Source organism: Paenibacillus sp. FSL L8-0502, from assembly GCF_038593055.1.
Taxonomy (GTDB): Bacteria; Bacillota; Bacilli; order Paenibacillales; family Paenibacillaceae; genus Paenibacillus; species Paenibacillus polymyxa_D.
Genome location: NZ_CP151958.1, coordinates 575,659 through 594,624 on the forward strand (window position 1 = coordinate 575,659; position 18,966 = coordinate 594,624).

Sequence of the window (18,966 nt, forward strand, 5' to 3'; positions counted from 1 at the left end):
GCGAGCCATTGAGGTTCGCTTTTTTATATAGGGAGCTAAGCATCTTTTGACATGTCGAAAGATGGGGCTTCATGTTATGATGTACAAGAAAGGCAAACGCGGTTAACATAGGCCTGGCATCCAATTTTTTGCGCTATGGGAGTGTGAGTCCATGCAATTTTCAATGATGTTTTTAATGAATTTAGGGATGCTGATTGCCGTTGCCTATGTGGCGAACGTGATTTATAAATATGGTTTGAGTCGTACCTCTTCGCGGTTCAAATATGTCAGCTCCGTGCTGCTAGTGATATTTGGCGGATGGGTCAGCTCTTGCTTTGGTTTTAACTTTAGTGAAACGGTTATTTTTGATCTGCGTTTTGTACCGCTGATTATCGCGGCATTGGTGTATCCCCGCTCCTATACGCTTATTATTATTGGGGTCGCAATCGGACTTACGAGATTTACCTTCGGTTTGCATATGGCGGCGTGGGTCGGCTTTTTGAATATGAGCATTCTGGGCGTCCTGTGCGCCGGATTGAACTACTGGATGCGGCGTTCCACCTGGCGTCTGATTATCAAGGCATCGGTGACCATTTTAGCGGTTAATATCGTAAATACGTTAAATATAGCCTGCCTGGGCGTCATTCCCTGGCGCTATTATGTAGCGGAGGTTGTTCCTCTGACACTGCCAATCGGCATCGTCCTCAGTTTTCTATTTGCTCTGATTTTACGGGACTTTCAGATGGAGCAACAGCGGAATCATCAGATTAAGCAGGCGAATGAGTTGTTATCAGAGCAGCGAGATGAGTTGCAGAAGACAAAGGTCATTCTAGAGGAACGTGCCAAGCAACTGATGATGGCTTCCCAATATAAATCGGATTTTATGGCAACGATGTCGCATGAGTTACGTACACCTCTTAACAGCATTATTAACCTGGCGCAGATTATCAACGAGCAGGGAAAGGAACTGGATGAGGACGAGTTATACCAGTACAGCGATCTCATCTATGCCTCGGGGCATGATTTGCTCCAACTGATCAACGACATTCTGGACTTGTCCAAGGTCGAGGCTGGACACATGGAAATCGTAAGTGAGCCGGTCAATGTGCGTGAAATTGCGCAGGTGATGATGATGCAGTTTGAAGTCACTGCGAAGGATAAAAACCTGGAATTCAGCTTAAAGGAGCATGAGCCTATACCGAATGAAATTCGGTCCGATTCCAAACGAGTACAGCAAATTTTGCGTAATCTGTTGTCCAATGCCTTTAAGTTCACTCATGAAGGACGTGTATTGCTGGAAATCAGTACACAACATCTGGATCGAAAGGGACAGGAGGGAGATTGGGTTGTATTTGCTGTAAAAGATACGGGCATCGGCATTTCCAAGCTTCAGCAACACGTTATTTTTGAGGCATTCCAGCAGGCGAACGGTTCCATTAATCGTAAATATGGAGGAACTGGGTTGGGATTGTCCATCAGCCGTGATTTTTCCCGCTTGTTGGGCGGGTTTATCCGTCTGGAGAGTGAGGAGGGCAAGGGAAGTACATTTTCCCTGTACCTACCGATGTGTCCGTCCAAAAGCAAGGAGGCGGACGAACAACCCTTTAAATTAACCTAATCGCAATTGTAGGAGCAGGAGCGTTATGGCACAAAGGAGGTCTATCATGGAACGTAAAGCGGTCGTTGTGGGTGCAACAGGGCTTGTCGGGGGTTATGTTGTACGAGAGCTGCTGGTGCAAAAGGAATACAACCGCGTCATGGTTATGGGCAGACGTCCGTTGGACATCAAGCATCCCAAGCTGGAGCAGGCGCTTATCGATTGGGAACAGCCACAGAAAGCGGCGTTCGCCTTCGAGGGGGTGGATGATGTTTTTTGTTGCCTTGGGACAACGATGAAAAAGGCTGGCTCCAAGGAGCAGTTCCGTCAGGTGGATGTGGACTATCCAGTGCTAGCTGCCCAGTTGGGCAAAGAGGCTGGTGCTGTACAGATGCTAGCTATCTCAGCGATGGGGGCCGATCCAGATTCACGCGTGTTTTATAACCGCACCAAGGGTGAGGCTGAAGAGGCACTTGCCGCTATCGGGCTGTCTGCGCTGCATTTGTTCCGTCCGTCGCTGATCTTGGGAGCGAGACCTGAACGACGTTTGGGCGAAGCCGCTGCCGCTGTTGTCATGAAGGCGCTGGACGGCTTGATGACAGGCAAGCTGGCTTCCTACCGTGCCATCCCGGCTTCAGTCATCGCACGAGCCATGGTACGGATCGCTCTTGCGCAGGCGAGCGGTGTACATATTTATCCGAACGACATTATTCGGGTCATCGGTGCGGAACTAACATCCGATGTTGAGGAAACTAGTTCAGGAACGGGTACGGATGTAAACGTGTAAAACCACGTCTAGGATTAAAAATGACAATAACGCCGCTGCTGCCCGATGATTCGGACAGCAGCGGCGTTATTTGTGTTTTATGGGTGGTCTGTATGTTGCGGCACATCGATCGTAATCTCTAATTCATCAAGTGCGTTAATCCGTCGCACGGAATAGTGGCTTTGGACTTCACATGCTATAATACGGTGAACCAGTATCAGGAAGGAGAATCCAACCCATATGAAAAAAACAATTGCTACTGAAAAAGCACCTGGTGCTATCGGCCCTTATAGCCAAGCGGTAGAGGCAGGCGGGTTTATTTACACTTCGGGACAGCTTGGACTGAATCCGGCAACAGGTGAGTTTGGTAAGGATGTACAGGAGCAGGCACGCCTGTCCTTGAGCAACGTACAAGCCATTCTGGAAGCGGCAGGCAGCAACATGAACCAGGTTGTGAAAGCGACTGTATTCCTGAAGGACATGAACGATTTTGTCAGCGTCAATGAGGTGTACAGTTCTTTCTTTGAGCAACCCTATCCAGCACGCAGTGCGGTGGAGGTAGCCCGTCTGCCTAAGGATGCACTGGTGGAGATTGAAGTCATTGCATTGAAGGGCGAATAGTCTGTACCCGGTGTAGATCACTCAACAAGCAAGCTTATAGATTTGATCAAAGTCTATACCTAATCATATTGGATAAAATGAATAAACAAAGCAAGCGAGCTTGGGCTAGATGATTCAGACCCGAACTCGCTTGTTTTTGCTAGTAGATATCAATAGTTTCTTTAATCCCGGTCTCGATTACGGGCAAAGAATAGCCATAGGGCGTACACCAGAATGATTGCTGCCAAGATCAATACAGCCAGCCGTACATTTTCATGGTTCGGATGCTCGACGGCGATGGCGACATAGGCCCATACAAATACGAGAGGATAAATGCTGTCACGATAAGGAAAGCTGACCATGATCGCCAATATGGTGCCGATGAGCAGGATAATGATCGCCCATGTCGTATCGCTGAGTCCCCAGCCACTCCATTCATTCTTTTCCAGTGCCACTGCAATATTGATAATAGTAGCAACGGATACCCAACCGAGGTTGAGGCTGAACGGTAGCTTGACGAACCACATTTCTCCGCGGGTTGGCTGAGGTGTGCGGGTACGTACATACACGACGCCCAAGGAAAGCAAGTATAAAATAATAACGATGACGCACAGTTCTACGTATACATACTGCCAGAGGAAAATCCAGATGATATTGAAAAGACAGCTTAGAATAAAAAAAATACCGATGGATTGAACGCTTGTCTTGGCTTGCCCTGTAGGTGTAGCTTGATACACGACAAAGCAGGCGAGCAGCACGTAGATGACTGACCAGATGGAAAAAGCGTAACCCGCTGGGGTGATTAAGGTAGGGTACATGTTGGATACAGCAGCAGTACTTCTGCCACCGATAGGAAGTGTAGAAGCCAGAAAGTTAATGAGAACGACAGCGATAAATGCAATAATATTCCACCATTTATACGGATGGCTTCGTGACATTGGGATATCTCCTCCTCAACGAATGATGATCCAAAATGACCGACTGGTCACAATCTTCTACTATGAATATACCCACTTTGCTTTCGAATATGTCCGAACGGGAAAAAGTTCCTTGATCCCGGTATAATCATAAAAGGTTGTATGTATATGCAGTCATATGTAGTACAATGATAAAAATTTTAAGCACTATATAAGCTGTATTTCCTCAAATTCAGCTTATATAGAAATAAGGAGATAAGTTGAATGAATAGATTGGAGAAAGTAGGGAAATTTGTAGGAGGGACCTTTTCCATCTGGGTACTTTTATTTGCATGCTTGGGATTTTTCTTTCCTGCGGCGTTTACAGGGTTGAAAGGATACATACAGTTATTTCTGGGCATTGTCATGTTCGGGATGGGGCTAACTTTATCTGCGGCTGACTTTCGCGAAGTATTCCGGCGTCCAGTGGATGTGGCTATTGGTGTGGTCGGGCATTATCTGATTATGCCGTTTCTGGCCTTTGGATTGGCATTAGTATTGCAGTTGCCACCGGATATTGCGGTAGGTGTCATTTTGGTTGGCTGTTGCCCGAGTGGAACTGCGTCCAACGTAATGACGCTTTTATCCAAAGGCGACGTGGCGTTGGGGGTATCGATTGCTTCGGTGTCGACGCTGATTGCTCCACTGGCTACCCCGGCGATGATTAACCTGCTTGCTGGACGTTGGATGAATATTGATGCGAAGTCCCTGATCATGGACATTCTCATCGTAGTTATTGTCCCCATTGTGCTGGGTGTTATCATCAAATCGCTATTTCGCAAACAGGCAGAAGCCAGTGTCCAGGCGCTGCCGCTCATATCAACACTGGTGATTATGCTCATCGTGGCTATTGTGATTGCAGGTAGCAAAGGCAAGATTTTGGAGACAGGTCCGATTATTTTTGGTGTGATTATTTTGCATAACGGAATCGGGTTCCTGCTTGGATATTGGTTTGCCAAGCTGTTCGGCATGGATCTTTCCAAGCGTAAAGCGGTTACGCTGGAAACGGGAATGCAGAATTCCGGACTGGGTGCTGCGCTGGCAGCAGCTCATTTTAACCCGATTGCTGCTGTACCGAGTGCGATTTTTAGCGTATGGCATAATATTTCCGGCTCGTTGCTCGCGACTTGGTTTTCCCGCCGGGAGGAGAAGAAAAGTACAACCGGGAAGCATTAAGCTTTGTTAGTGGCTTGTGCCAAGTGGCTACGGTTCAGCCTTTTCGAACAGTTTAGGGATGGTCAGAAAGGATAGATTTGACTTTATAGTTGCGGATCATTATACTGTGGTTATTATAACCACTGTATTTAAGTAAGCAACAGTAGTTTGAGTCGTTATGGAGGAAAACTACATCGAATTCGTATTTGGCTTCATGCTCAACAGCCTTATATTATCTGATCTGATTTAACTGAAGGAGAGAGAAAGAATGAACCCAAAATATAATTCTCTATTTGAAGCTTTTACCCTGCCATCCGGTGTTACGTTGAAGAACCGTATTACCATGGCACCTATGACTAACTTTGCTTCCCACGAAAATGGTGAAGTGAGTGACGAGGAACTGGCATACTACCGTGAACGCTCAGGGGGTGTGGGCGCAGTTATTACCGCTTGTGTGTATGTAACTCCAGATGGTAAAGGATTTGTTAATGAGTTTGGTGCGGACAAGGATGAAATGATTCCTAGCCTGCGCCGTCTGGCGGATACGATTCATCAGGAGGGCGCGAAAGCGATCCTGCAAATTTATCATGGTGGCCGCCTGTGTCCACCGGATCAGATTCCAGACGGACAACCGATTAGTGCAAGCGCAGTAGCTGAGGAAAAAGAAGGCGCACCTGTGCCGCGTGAAATGACATCCGACGATATCCATCGCGTCATTCGCGCCTATGGCGAAGCAACTCGCCGCGCGATTGAAGCAGGCTATGATGGTGTGGAGCTGCACGGAGCGAATGGTTACCTGGTGCAGCAGTTCTTCTCCCCGCACTCCAACCTTCGTACCGATGAATGGGGAGGAAGTGTTGAAAAACGAATGACCTTCCCGCTGGCGATTGTTCACGAAGTGAAGAAAGTGATCGCAGAACATGCAAAGGGGCCATTCATTTTCGGATACCGCTTGTCTCCTGAGGAAGGACACACGCCAGGCATCACGCTGGATGATACGATGGTGCTTGTAGACCGTCTGGCGGATCAAGGGCTGGATTACCTGCACATTTCCGTAAATCATTTCTTCGGTGGTTCGTTCCGTGACCGTAGTGACGAACGGTCACGTACCGTTCTCATCCATGAGAAGGTAGGTAACCGTGTGCCGATTATGGGAGTCGGATCGCTGAATACACCGGACGAGGCGCTTGCAGCACTGGAGACAGGTGTACCGCTTGTATCGCTGGGACGTCCACTTTTGATGGAGCCGCAATGGGTTCAGAAGGTGCAAAACGGCACAGAAGATACCATTCGCACGACCTTATCCAAGCAAGCCCAGCAGGAGCTAGTCATTCCTGACTACCTGTGGGGTGCGTTGACGACCCTTCCAGGCTGGATGCCTGTTACGGACTAAATTTTGAATGACGGAGATACCCTAGGCTGCTCTCATGCACCTGGGGTATTTTCCTGTCTTGTGACCGTGAACACAATAATATAGGAATAACTGAGAAAGAAGGAAACTGACAATGTTACATGGAGCTAATGGCGCGATTTTGATGGAGTCAACCCATCCGGGGCTACAGATTCGACTGTTGCAAGTAAATGATGCAGAACGTTTATTAGAGATCAGACGTGAAAATTTTGATTTTTTCAAACCGTTCGAGCCAGAACGGCCTGAAGTTTACTTTACCCTGGAAGAACAGGCGCGTCTGATTTCCAACGGTTTGGAAGCGGCACAAGCCGGACAGGGATATACGTTTGGACTTTTTTTGCCGGAAAATAATAAGCTGATTGGCAGAATAGAGCTGTCGGGTGTCGCTAGAGGCCCCTTTCAAAACGCCAATCTGGGCTACTTTGTAGATCCTGCTTACCACGGACAAGGCTATGCTACTTCCGCAGTGAAGGATATTGTACGCTACGCCCTGAATGAGTTGGAATTACACCGTATTCAAGCTGGAGTGATGCCAAGAAATACGCCTTCCAATCGAGTGATGGAAAAGGCAGGATTTCGCCGCGAAGGGCTAGCTCTCAACTACTTGAAGATTAATGGTGTGTGGGAAGATCACGTGCTGTATGCGATAACGGCTGAGGATTTGCAGAATGGCGTCTTCTGAACTCGCCAGGCGTGACACCCTCCAGTTTTTTGAACACCTTGCCAAAATATTTTTCATCCTGATAACCGACCATACCGGCAATATGATGAAGGCGCAGCTTGTCATTCAGCAGTAATAGCTTTGCCTTGCCCATCCTGATCTGGCACAAATAGTCCGACAGATTAACCCCGTACTCCTGCTTGAATTTACGAGAAATATATTCCCGACTGAGGTAAAAGCGGCTCGCCATATCCTGTAGAGAAATGTCCTCGTCGTAGTGTGCATCCAGATAGCGGGCAATATCACGGATGGTCGGGTTGTTTGGACTATGGCTTGGTGTAAGTGCCTGACCGGCTGCCAGCAGTCGGTTTTCGACCTGTCTTTGCCATAAGGGCAACGAAAGCATGCCGCGGTTGTCGACCGGCAAGGCATGAATGGAGCCGGACTCATCTGCCATCTCCTCGCCATCGGTATCTCCAGGTCTGTCATTCAACCAGCGGGCCAGCATCCAGTCCAGCTCTTGATTCCAACTGGCTAGCTGCTCTGCTGTAACCGAAGGCAACTCGGCTACGGCTGCTATCCAGCGGCCTACCGCTATAGACACACGACTGGCATTACAGCTGAGCGCACTAAGCCGTAGTTCCTCTTCCATGTCAGGTAACTGGGGAAGACGAATGCTCTGCCGTGTCTGGGTACTCTGGTGCATCCAGTCGGCTTGCAACACATCCCGTTTCCACAACGCTTGCCTTGCCTCTTGGTAGGCAGTGGCTGCCGCTATGGGAAAGGCACCAAAAGAGCCAACCCCGATGTGCATGTAGCACCGCAAAGCGGTTTTGATTCCTGTATGAATATCCTGCAAGAGCTTTGACCAACGAGATGGATCGCCCCAATATAGCAGAATAATTTCGTCCATACGCTCCAGATGACGGAATGCAACTCCGGTTTGAGAAGTTCCGAGAAATTCGTTGCAGATGTTAGTGAGGGAAAAGCTCAAAAGCGCACGCCGCGTTTTATATTTGTCCAGTATATCGGCATCCAGCTGAGTAGTACTCATCACAGCTGCATTACATATCTGAATAGCTGCGGGAAGACGTAGCTCCTCGCGTAAGGGCGTAATGGAAAGAGGGGTATTCGCTATCCCGGAAACGATTTCAGTCAGGAGCTTATCAGCATAGTGTGGCCTCATCCGATTGACCTCCATGGCCTGCATCGTCTGCCTGTTCCGGTCTTGCTCTGCTGTCCGCCAGGCTTGAGTGGCTTTTTTTACAGCCTCGTTAATCTCCACTGGATCCACGGGCTTAAGAATATAGTCCATGCCTCCCCGGCGGATGACCTGTCGAACCAAGTCAAAATCATCATAGCCACTGACCACCACGACTCTGGTTGCTGGGGAATTGACTTGAATCCACTCCATCAGTGCTATCCCATCCTTGCCGGGCATCCGCATATCCGTGAGTACAACGGGTGGGGATAGGGCGGTAATGACCTCAATCGCCTGATCGCCCGACTCGGCTTCAATCACCTCGCTCACACCGCAAGCTTCCCAATGTACGAGCATCCGTATGGCATGGCGCACATGCTTCTCATCATCCACAATCAGGACTTTCATTGACAGATCACTCTCCCTTAATATGAATCTCCGTATGGGCTTCCGTGCGAATTTCGAGTGTGTACCGGACACCATGAGGCAGAATGTTGTCTACGCACAGGGTGTTAGAACCATCCTCCGAGTGAAGCTGAATACGCAATAGAACATTACGAAGGCCAATGGAGTCCTGCTCGCTAGTGTCTGGCTCCTCGTAGGCTTTTAGCGGACGTTTTAACATATGCTGGAGTTGCTCCAACTCGGCTTGTGGAATGTTGATACCATTATTTTCCACTGTTATTTTCACAATACCTTCCCGGATTCGGCTGCCTGTAATGCGAATTTCACCGGGACCCAGCCGGGGATCGGCACCGTGTTTAAAGTAGTTTTCCACCAGCGGTTGGAGAATCATTTTAGGCACCCGATCATTCAGGACTTCATCTTCCCACTGGTAAGTGACCTCTAATTGCTCACCGAAGCGTTCCTTTTGTAAATCAAGATATTGTTTTACATGTTCGGCTTCTTCCTTAAGAGTAACGACCGTATGGTCCCTCATATTATAGCGCAGCATTTTGGCAAGGGAAGAGAGCAACGAATAAATTCGCGGCACCTCATGCTGTAGAGCCAGGGTTCCAATAGACTGTAGCGTATTATATAAAAAGTGAGGATTAATCTGTGCCTGAAGCGCTTTCAATTGATGTGTCTTGTTAGCCAGCTCCAGCTTGTATTCCCGCAAAATGAGGTTATTGATGGTATCCATCATCTGTCTGAAACGGCGCGACAGTACTCCGATTTCATCGTTACTCATGGCCCGAATGTCTACATCCAGTTGACCGGACTGAATCTGGTTTATGTAACGAGTCAGTCGCTTAATAGGTGCCGTGATTTTTATCGAAATCCATAACGTGGCAACAATGGCAAGTAGCAATGCTGCGCCTGTAATGACCGCATTGATCTGAGTCAGGCGGGTAGCCCGTAAATACAGCGTACGATGTGGAATTTTCTTGACGAGTGTCCAGCCTGACAAGTTGGCATCCAGCTTGCCGTACACGTGCAGTGCTGTATCATCCTCAATCACTCCGTGCTCGCCTTCTTTAGAAATTCGATTGAGCAGGTCAGATTCCTTCCAGTGTGTTCCAATTGATGCTTCTTTTCCGCTATATATGATCGTTCCGTTTCGATCGATCAAAAACAGCTCCTCTGTATCCGCATCATACAATTGACGGCAAATACTGCGCAGCGGCTCCAGATCAACATCTATAGCCAGTACCCCAAGCGTCTCTGAGGCTGGAATGTTCCGAATCGCCCGATGAAGTGTAAATACCTGCTGCTCTGTGCTGTGCTCCGCATAGGAAACCGCCGAAAAGCCGTACAAATGCTTCATATGCGTGGGCTGTATGAACAGTCCGGAAGGGCCGTAATGAATAAAACCGGTAAAGGGCTCCAGCCGGAATTCCCGTAGAGGAACCGTGCTGGTAATCAGCGTAGATTGCCCGGCCTCAAAAGAATGCAAATACACCTGGTCAATGCCTGACGTAGCATTCATCATCGTTTGCAGAGTGGTGTATATTTCAGCGACGGCCCGGTAATCATCCGGGATTTTGGCCAGATTACGCAGAAAATGAGGGTCATTATAGACTCCGATGGACGCGCGATTCAAACCCTGTAAATAGTTATCCAAATTCGTAATTCCCTGAAAAATAAGCCGTTCATTTTCTTGTGTGGCCTGCTCCCGCAAGGATTGCTTGGTGAGAACGAAGGTCATGGTCATCGACAGCAGCAGCGGCAGGGTGACCGCAATGAGCAAAAACCAGATTAGGCGAGAACGAATACTGTAAAATTTCATGCAGTGAGCTCCTTTCACAATTCAAGGCGAGCCAGAGGTCAATATTTTCCCCCTTAATGGTTCACGATCCTACGTGTTCTCGAGAGCGCTTATTCGACATAATGAACATGTGAATCGCATATCCTTACGGCCCAAACATCATACTGCTGAAAGAAAGCCGTAAAGGAGCGTTCCAGACACCAATAGACAACATAAGGGGGGATCGGTTTGAATCGCGCCAAGTCGTCGCAATGGCTACAGCAATGGATTTTTGTAGGGCCGTCGACGTTATTTTTCGTTATCATTATTGTAATCCCTTTCATGCTCGGAATGTACTATTCTTTTACAGAGTGGAATGGAGTAGCCAATCAGGCAAAGTGGGTCGGGCTGGATAATTTCAGTCACATTTTATGGAATGATGACAAATTTGGGACAGCGTTCTGGTTTACGGTCCGTTTTACGGTGGTAGGAGTGGTGGCTGCGAATATTTTTGGCTTTCTGCTGGCGTATTTTCTAACCAAACCGTTGAAAACAAAAAATGTACTAAGGACCATCTTTTTTATGCCCAATGTGATCGGAGGTCTGTTGCTGGGCTTTATCTGGCAGTTTATTTTCGTCAAGGGATTTGCAGCAATCGGAGAGAGCACGAACTTGTCCTTCTTCAATCTGTCCTGGTTGGGAGATGAGATCACGGCCTTCTGGGGCATTGTAATCGTGTTTATCTGGCAAACTGCCGGGTATTTGATGGTGATTTATATCTCTTCCCTAACCAATGTGCCCCGCGATATGCTAGAAGCAGCCGAAATTGACGGAGCTAGTCGGATGCAAATTTTGCGGTCGATTATACTTCCTTTAATCATGCCTGCCGTTACGGTTTGTCTTTTCCTGGCGATATCATGGTCATTCAAAATGTTCGATCTTAATTTGTCACTGACCAAAGGCGGTCCCTTCGGGTCCACAGAGTCGGTTGCACTCAATATTTACAATGAAGCGTTTGTGAATAATCGTTATGGGCTGGGAACAGCTAAAGCACTCATTTTCTTTATCATTGTTGCTCTGGTTACGAGCCTTCAGGTACGACTGACGAAAAGTCGGGAGGTGGAAGCGTAAATGGAAACAAGCAAGCGCTACCGCTTTGGAACATGGGCGACCGAGATAGTGATGATCCTCGTCGCATTGTTATTCCTCGTCCCGTTTTACTTTTTATTCGTGAATTCGGTCAAAAGCTTTGGTGACCTGCTCACCGATTCTGCGGCCTGGCCACAAACCTTTGTATGGAGCAACTACGCTAGAGCGTGGAGCATCACGCGTTTTCCCGAAGCTTTATGGAATTCATTCGTGGTTACGGTAGTTAGTAATCTGCTGCTCGTACTGATCAGCTCAATGGCAGCTTACCGAATGGTCCGGCGTCCGACGCGTTATAATCGAGTGTTGTTCAGCCTGTTCGTAGCTGCTATGGTTATTCCTTTTCAATCGGTGATGATTCCTTTGGTCAAGGTTGTAAGTACACTGGATTTAATGAACAGTATAAGTGGTCTGGTCATCTGTTATCTGGGATTCGGAGCTCCAATGTCGATCTTTCTCTTTCATGGATTCGTCAAAGGTGTGCCAGTCGAGGTGGAAGAAGCAGCTACGGTGGACGGCTGTACGCCTTACGGAGTGTTTTTCCGAATTGTGTATCCGTTGATGCTGCCGATGATGGTAACTGTTATTATTTTAAATACGCTCTGGATTTGGAATGATTATCTCCTGCCTTCTCTGGTACTGCAAAAGGCTGAGCTGCGAACGATTCCGATTGCGACCTATGCCTTTTTCGGACAATACACAAAGCAGTGGGATTTGGCTTTGCCTGCTCTGGTGCTGGGCATCTTGCCAGTCATCGCATTCTTTCTGGCTATGCAAAAATATATTATACAAGGTATTATGGCGGGTTCGGTCAAGGGTTGAGTGTGGGATGAGCTGAAAATGTACACGGTGTGCCACACCGCAAACGAGGGTGCTTACCATCGCTGTTAGCCTCCAGATTTCCCTGAATAAACGAATAAAGGTGGGAATCTAGAGACAAAGGCGAGCGCTATCGCTTGTTCAGCACCATTCCGTTAGCTCCGTTTCCACATGAATTTTTCGAGTTCATCTGGTATGAATTTAGAATAGAAAGGAACATCAAAATGAAAACGCATACTTTTAAAAAGAAAGCTCAAGCATTAATCTTGCTTCTCGCGGCCTTTGCCCTGGTTTTGGCAGGTTGTAACAGCAGTGGCGGACAAAACGCAGGCAAAGAGGAAGTGAAGGAAAAAACCATTCACATTTTTCAATTCAAGGTAGAGATTGCAGAAGCGCTGAACCGCATGAAGGCGGAATACGAAGCGTCTCATCCAGGGATCAAGCTCGATATTCAGACCGTGGGCGGGGGCAGTGATTACGGAGCGGCTTTAAAGGCGAAGTTTGCTTCCGGGGAGCAGCCGGATATTTTTAACGTCGGCGGTTACCGCGAGCTGGATACGTGGCTGGAATATTTGGAGGACCTGTCTGACCAGCCTTGGGTTGGGGATGTGGTCGATGTCGCCAAAGAGCCGATGACCAAAGACGGCAAGCTGTATGGTCAGCCGATGAATCTGGAAGGATACGGCTTTATTTATAACAAGGATTTGTTCAAGAAGGCGGGGATTACGGAGACCCCTAAAACATTGTCCGAACTGGAGGGAGCTGCACAAAAGCTCCAAGCCGCTGGGATTACTCCATTTTCTAATGGATATCAGGAGTTTTGGGTGCTGGGCAATCATTTGCTGAACGTGGCATTTGCCAATCAGCCAGACCCTTCGGCCTTCGTTAAGGGACTGAATGATGGAACTGCAAAGATTCCGGGCAACGCTGTATTTGCCGAGTGGGTTAAGTTGTTCGATCTGACACTGAAGTATGGGAATACGAAGCCGCTCACGACTGATTACAACACGCAGGTAACGAACTTCGCCACTGGAAAGGCTGCCATGATGCAGCAGGGGAACTGGACTCAAGTCCAAATTGATGGAATTAATCCGAAGCTGAATCTGGGTATTTTGCCTATGCCGATTGGTGAAGACGCAACAGCCGGAGATAAGCTGTTTGTAGGTGTCGCCAACAACTGGGTGGTTAATAAAAATTCGTCTGTCAAACCCGAGGCGAAAGAGTTCTTAAACTGGATGGTAACATCCGAGCAGGGTAAAAAGTATATCACCAAGGAATTCAAGTTTATTCCAGCGTTCAAGAGCATCGAAGGGGCAGAGGCTGATATGGGCCAATTGGGTGCTGAAGTGGTGAAATACAGTAAGGAAAACAAACTGTTGGGCTGGTTCTTTAGCCGCTATCCTGAAGGAGCACAGCAAGAATTCGGAAGTCAGATGCAAGCCTATGTGGCAGGTAAATCGGATGCTGGGAAGCTATTCGATGATTTCCAGAAAACATGGGAAAATTTGAAGACTAAATAAGAACAAAGCACGCGATAAAGCCTTCGTATGTCAGGGAGATTGCATGATCCTGAACATACAAAGGCTTTTTTGCAAAATTAATTATATATGGTAATGGAGAAGAACAATATCCCCGCGGCGTTCTATTTCTTGGAGTTCAAACGTACTTGGTAGTGTTCCCTCTGGAAATAACGGTATTCCTTGTCCAAGCACTTTGGGAATGATCGCAATGATAGCTTTCTCCAGCAGTCCAGCTTGTAAGAAGGCCTGGACTAACTGGCCTCCACCGACTAGCCATACCGCACCTTCCGATTGTCCTTGTAGACGTGGAACCAGTTCAGTCAGAGCTTCGTCCGTAAATGTAATATGTGGCGCCTGCTGTTGCTCCGTTAATGCTCGTGTGAGCACATAGCATGGCTTTCCAGCATAAGGGAAATCATCTGAGAGCTTCAATACTTCCTCATACGTCAGTCTGCCCATCAGCACCGTACCAACGGTATCGTAAAAGTCGGCATATCCATTGTCCCCACCATCCCCTTTAACATCATACAGCCAGTCCACCGAACCGTCCGGCAAAGCGATATACCCGTCGAGACTCATGGCAATATACAGCACAACTGCGTTTGATTTCAAATCCTTCATAGTGTTCATTCACTCCTTTCTATATCCTAATGTTACAATGTATTTATGACATCGTATGTCGTAGTTAAACGGTCATTTTAAATTAATTTTTGATTAGAGGGGTACCTTATGAACGAACGCAGAATTGCTCTTATGAGGATACTGGATTCCCGAAAAAAATATACGGCGCGTGAGCTGGCTGAACGTTTTGGTGTCTCCGTCAGGACGATACAGAGAGATCTCGACTATTTGCAGCAGACCGGATTACCCCTTTATACCGAAATGGGTCCTCATGGCGGGTATCGGGCACTTCCCAATCGGCTTCTTCCTCCCCTTCATCTTGCTCGTGACGAGGCCTTGGGTCTTTTTCTCATGCTGCAACTGTTGGAGAACATTCCAGATATCCCTTTTGGCTCAGTTCGTGAGCATTTATCCGAGCACTATTATGCCGAACTTCCACAGGATGTGCAGGACAGCATCGATCAATTAAAGGAGTACATTTCTTTTCGTATGCTACCTACTCACGCAGAGTCACCCTACACCTCAATCATTTTGGAGGCTGCGCTGAATAAGCGCCGGGTGAACATGCATTACCGCTCCGCTTCCGGGGCAAAGTGGACTCAGGTATATCCGATTGGACTGTATTTTGATCACGGATATTGGTACATGCCAGCGTATAGCAGAGACCGCATCATTTTGTATCGTTCAGATCGGGTGATCACAATAACGATGCTGGACGACACCTTGGACACCCTTCCTACACTTCAAGAATGGTTGGCTTCGGAGGATTCCCGTATAGGAATTCCGTCCAAAATAAAATTTACCGCATTGGGTGTCAGGCTGGCCGGATCAGATGCCCTCTTCCAAAATGTTTCCCATCAGGAAGGGCAGGCTCAGGAATGGCAGGGATATATTCCGGTCGAAGAGTTTAGATATGTATCCCGACTTTTGCTAAAATACGGGCCAGAGGCCGAGGTCGTATTTCCCAAAGAACTGCGTGTACAGGTCAAGCAACTGTTGCAAGACAGCCTGAACCCTTATCTGAAGGATGCAAAAGCGGATGATGAAGAAAAAGACAATTAATCCTGTAAATTGATTCTCTTATTTATAGTTAACCACATGAATATTTAAGGTTATTGACTTATGACTTTCCATTTATTTTTGTGATAAAGTTTTGAAAAGAGCCCGTTTTCGTATATGATGAAGAGTAATAATTCAAAAGGCTGGACGGGAGACAGATATGAATCAACCGCTTTATGGGATATGGCTCGGAGATGTGTTTTTTTGCTTTTCTGGTGAGACGTCGGAACCACGTATCGATGCGTGGAGCAGTGTAATTCGCAGGCTGACGCTAAAGGGAGACCTTCGGCCGTTTCGGCAGGCTGCGTTGCGCCTTGCCGAGGTACGAATACCGAACACTGCTCGTGTGGAAACCGCGGGCAGAGGTGGCAAAAGACGTTCCATGCTGGGGCGTACATTGGAGGGCTTGGCGCTGGAACCGCGCGAGACGATGGCACTGCTGACCCGCATGGACGAGAAGGGCTGTGCGGCATCGGGCATTACGCTGGGCGAGGAAATGCAATATTGGCAAAAAGCCGCTTATTTTGCGCTAGAGCTGATGCAGCGGGGCGAAATTACGCCATCGCTTACAGAGGCGCGTCCATCGGGACCGCGTCGTCGCGGTCCGGAAGCGGCTGTCGGGGTGTGGATTCCTCGTCTGTATCAAGAGGAGGACATACGCCGCTTTCATGAGCTGGCTGCTGCAATGCCGGCTGTTTGTATGGCGGCTCCTGCCGTTTTCGCGGGTAAGGAGCCTGAAACACGCGAGGATGCAGCCGGAATCGTGCTGTACTCCTTCTTGTGTGCGGTCATCCATGCGGAAACGACCGCGGTGTTGGCAGCATCAGACCGTGAGCTGGGACGATATCGTGCAGAGTATCGGCGCGGAGGATCGCCGCTGACAGAGCTATGGTGGAACAGTCTGCTGACAGGTTCCCGCCCGGTGGCGATTCAGGGAACGCCCGCGGAGATGGAGGAGCTGGTTCTCCAAGCGTCCTCTCTTAAGGGAAGCGCAATGCCTGTCACGGAGCGGGAAGACAAGGAGCCGATAGAAGGGCAACTACGGTTGTGCCTTCGTTTGGAGCCTTCGCTGGAAGAGAGTGTGAAGGAATGGCGCATTACCTTTTGGGCAGAAAGCGATGCTGAGCCGGGGTTGCGACTGCCTGCTCTGGCCCTGTGGGCGCATCCTGAACGCGATCTGGTTCGCGGCGGAATTGTATATCGTCAAGTGCAGGCGCAACTGCTAATGAGGCTCGGACAGGCTGCTGAAGCGGCACCTATATTGCAAGAAGCGTTGAACCGCCCTTATCCCGAAGGGCTGACACTGGAGCCGGAGATGTTCTTCCGCTTCCTGACGGAAGCCGTTCCCGCATTACAAAAGAACGGTATTACCGTGCAAATGCCTTCACGCTGGAGCCGGGAGGGCCGAAGACGTGCAGGCTTGCGGCTCAAAATGCGTTCGACAGAGCAGGGTGCCAAGCCGGATGGTGTGATTGCCGATACATCGACTGTCGGCATTAACCGCATGATTTCGTTTGATGCCGAGGCTGTGCTGGGTGATACAACTTTGACGATGGAGGAACTGGAAAGCATTGTCGCCGCTAATCTGCCGTATGTACGTCTCGGAGGGGAATGGATCGAGGTCGATCCTAAGGAAATTCGTCAGGTGCTGCGCTTTATCAAGCGCGGTGAGAACGGTGAGATGAGCTTGTCCGAATGGATGCATCTGGCCGCAGAAAATGAAAGTGCAGGCGAGGCCTCATGGAAAGGCTTGTCCATCTTTGGCGCGGAATCCGCCGGATTGCTTGCGTCTTTGGCTGAGGGCGGCGTACTTCGTTCGGTAGAGCCGCGACCTGTGCCAGAGACGCTGCACGGCGCATTACGGCCCTATCAAGAGCGCGGCTTTCAATGGCTGGCCGCGATGCGTGGATTAGGTTTTGGCGTCTGCCTTGCGGACGATATGGGGCTTGGTAAAACGATTCAGGTCATCACCTGCCTACTCGACGGTGGCATCGGCGCAGATGATCAACGTCCGGCGTTAATCATCTGTCCGACGTCCTTGCTCGGCAACTGGCAGCGCGAGTTGAAACGCTTTTCACCGGATTTGTCACTGTATATTCACCATGGAAACCAGCGACTCCACGGCGAGCTGTTTCAGGAAAGTGTACGTGAGTATGATATCGTCCTCACTACCTATCATTTGGCGGGACGGGACGGTAGCGATTTATCTGCGGTATACTGGTCCTCCATCGTGTTGGATGAAGCGCAATATATAAAAAATGCACGAACAAAGCAAGCACAAAGCGTCATGAAGCTGTCTGCTCCACATCGGATTGCCATGACGGGTACACCGGTAGAGAATCGGCTGAGCGAGCTGTGGTCTATTTTTCAATTTCTGAATCCAGGTTACCTCGGTACGGCGTCTTCATTCCGCCAACGGTACAGTCTGGCGGGAGAGGAGCGGGGGTCTGCGTTGCGTGAGCTTCATCGCCTCGTCTCCCCGTTCATGCTGCGTCGACTCAAAAGCGACCCAGATATACGCAAGGATTTGCCGGAGAAGCTGGAGTTGAAATCCTACTGTGTACTGACACCAGAGCAGGCCGGATTGTATCGGGGCGTAGTGGATCAATTATTGGGAACACTGGATGGGCAGATCGGTATGGCTCGCAAAGGGCTTGTTCTGTCTTCACTGACCAAGTTGAAGCAGATTTGTGACCATCCGGGTCTGATCATTCCGGGTCGGGCTGATAGTGGTAAAACGCAAAACTCGGGCAAAATGGAACGACTGCTGGAATTGGTAGAGACGATTCGCGAGAACGGCGAATCGGCGCTGATATTCACCCAATATGTGTCGATGGGAGAATTGCTGGTCTCCCGTTTGACCAAAATCTTCGGGGAAGAGCCGTATTTTCTACATGGAGGACTGGCGAAAACCAGACGGGATGAAATGGTTCACAACTTCCAGCAGGGAGAGGGGCCGAATATATTCGTACTTTCCCTGCGTGCAGGTGGTGTGGGCCTGAACCTGACACGTGCCAGCCATGTCATTCACTATGACCGCTGGTGGAATCCTGCAGTGGAAAATCAGGCGACAGACCGCGTATTCCGTATTGGCCAAAGCCGCAATGTACAAGTGCACAAGCTGATTTGTCAAGGTACACTGGAGGAGCGAATCGACGAGCTGATCGAGAGCAAAAAGGCACTTTCCGAGCAGGTTGTCGGCTCCGGTGAACATTGGCTCACCGAAATGTCTGATGATGAATTGCGTGGTCTGATAGCGTTGCAAAATGATGTATGGATTGAGTGAG

The 18,966-nt window shown here is 48.8% G+C and carries 15 protein-coding genes; 11 read left to right on the forward strand and 4 right to left on the reverse strand.

The features are described 5' to 3' along the window. Positions 1–151: 151 nt before the first annotated feature. The 3 genes from NSQ57_RS02580 to NSQ57_RS02590 all read left to right on the forward strand — a co-directional run bounded on the left by NSQ57_RS02580 (position 152) and on the right by NSQ57_RS02590 (position 2,963). Complete coding sequence (locus NSQ57_RS02580; protein ID WP_340954006.1) at positions 152–1,597, forward strand: ATP-binding protein; 1,446 nt, start codon at positions 152–154, stop codon at positions 1,595–1,597. Positions 1,598–1,643: 46 nt separating this feature from the next. Continuing rightward, positions 1,644–2,363: an NAD(P)H-binding protein gene (locus NSQ57_RS02585; RefSeq protein ID WP_342425590.1), complete on the forward strand. Its 720-nt coding sequence runs from the start codon at positions 1,644–1,646 to the stop codon at positions 2,361–2,363. 219 nt (positions 2,364–2,582) lie between these two features. Beyond that, complete coding sequence (locus NSQ57_RS02590) at positions 2,583–2,963, forward strand: RidA family protein (RefSeq protein WP_013308546.1); 381 nt, start codon at positions 2,583–2,585, stop codon at positions 2,961–2,963. 161 nt (positions 2,964–3,124) lie between these two features. On the opposite strand, the gene NSQ57_RS02595 is transcribed toward NSQ57_RS02590, so the two are convergent. Next, positions 3,125–3,880, reverse strand: a complete 756-nt coding sequence (locus NSQ57_RS02595) for a tryptophan-rich sensory protein (RefSeq protein WP_342425591.1) — start codon at positions 3,878–3,880, stop codon at positions 3,125–3,127. Positions 3,881–4,123: 243 nt separating this feature from the next. Here NSQ57_RS02595 and NSQ57_RS02600 point away from each other — a divergent pair, with 243 nt between their 5' ends. The 3 genes from NSQ57_RS02600 (at position 4,124) to NSQ57_RS02610 (ending at position 7,146) form a co-directional block, all read left to right on the forward strand. After that, entirely contained in the window at positions 4,124–5,074 is a 951-nt protein-coding gene (locus tag NSQ57_RS02600; protein WP_069010804.1) for a bile acid:sodium symporter family protein, read from the forward strand. A gap of 247 nt (positions 5,075–5,321) precedes the next feature. Then, a complete protein-coding gene (locus NSQ57_RS02605) occupies positions 5,322–6,446 on the forward strand; it encodes an NADH-dependent flavin oxidoreductase (RefSeq protein ID WP_029515994.1) in 1,125 nt (374 codons plus the stop codon). A 112-nt stretch (positions 6,447–6,558) separates the two neighbouring features. After that, the gene (locus NSQ57_RS02610; RefSeq protein ID WP_029515993.1) at positions 6,559–7,146 is read left to right on the forward strand and encodes a GNAT family N-acetyltransferase; all 588 of its coding nucleotides are present in this window, start codon (positions 6,559–6,561) and stop codon (positions 7,144–7,146) included. Here NSQ57_RS02610 and NSQ57_RS02615 read toward each other — a convergent pair. Both NSQ57_RS02615 and NSQ57_RS02620 read right to left on the reverse strand, forming a co-directional pair. Continuing rightward, positions 7,076–8,734: a response regulator gene (locus tag NSQ57_RS02615; RefSeq protein WP_039270352.1), complete on the reverse strand. Its 1,659-nt coding sequence runs from the start codon at positions 8,732–8,734 to the stop codon at positions 7,076–7,078. The two genes, NSQ57_RS02610 and NSQ57_RS02615, sit on opposite strands and share 71 nt — an antisense overlap. 7 nt (positions 8,735–8,741) lie before the next feature. Further along, complete coding sequence (locus NSQ57_RS02620; RefSeq protein WP_340884208.1) at positions 8,742–10,556, reverse strand: histidine kinase; 1,815 nt, start codon at positions 10,554–10,556, stop codon at positions 8,742–8,744. 207 nt (positions 10,557–10,763) lie between these two features. Here NSQ57_RS02620 and NSQ57_RS02625 point away from each other — a divergent pair, with 207 nt between their 5' ends. The 3 genes from NSQ57_RS02625 (at position 10,764) to NSQ57_RS02635 (ending at position 13,999) form a co-directional block, all read left to right on the forward strand. Beyond that, positions 10,764–11,645 carry a sugar ABC transporter permease gene (locus NSQ57_RS02625; RefSeq protein ID WP_029515990.1) on the forward strand — a complete coding sequence of 294 codons (882 nt, stop codon included), beginning with the start codon at positions 10,764–10,766 and terminating at the stop codon, positions 11,643–11,645. Further along, on the forward strand, positions 11,646–12,482 hold the full coding sequence (locus NSQ57_RS02630) for a carbohydrate ABC transporter permease (protein WP_029515989.1): 837 nt from the start codon (positions 11,646–11,648) through the stop codon (positions 12,480–12,482). Between the two features lie 221 nt (positions 12,483–12,703). Continuing rightward, positions 12,704–13,999, forward strand: coding sequence for an ABC transporter substrate-binding protein (locus tag NSQ57_RS02635; protein ID WP_165148071.1), 1,296 nt, complete (start codon positions 12,704–12,706; stop codon positions 13,997–13,999). 81 nt (positions 14,000–14,080) lie between these two features. Here the strand turns inward: NSQ57_RS02635 and NSQ57_RS02640 are convergent, their stop codons facing one another. Continuing rightward, positions 14,081–14,620 carry a dihydrofolate reductase family protein gene (locus tag NSQ57_RS02640; protein WP_029515987.1) on the reverse strand — a complete coding sequence of 180 codons (540 nt, stop codon included), beginning with the start codon at positions 14,618–14,620 and terminating at the stop codon, positions 14,081–14,083. 108 nt (positions 14,621–14,728) lie between these two features. Here NSQ57_RS02640 and NSQ57_RS02645 point away from each other — a divergent pair, with 108 nt between their 5' ends. Together NSQ57_RS02645 and NSQ57_RS02650 are read left to right on the forward strand one after the other, a co-directional pair. Then, on the forward strand, positions 14,729–15,682 hold the full coding sequence (locus NSQ57_RS02645; RefSeq protein ID WP_029515986.1) for a YafY family protein: 954 nt from the start codon (positions 14,729–14,731) through the stop codon (positions 15,680–15,682). Positions 15,683–15,839: 157 nt separating this feature from the next. Next, the gene (locus NSQ57_RS02650) at positions 15,840–18,965 is read left to right on the forward strand and encodes a DEAD/DEAH box helicase (protein ID WP_342425592.1); all 3,126 of its coding nucleotides are present in this window, start codon (positions 15,840–15,842) and stop codon (positions 18,963–18,965) included. Position 18,966: the final 1 nt, after the last annotated feature.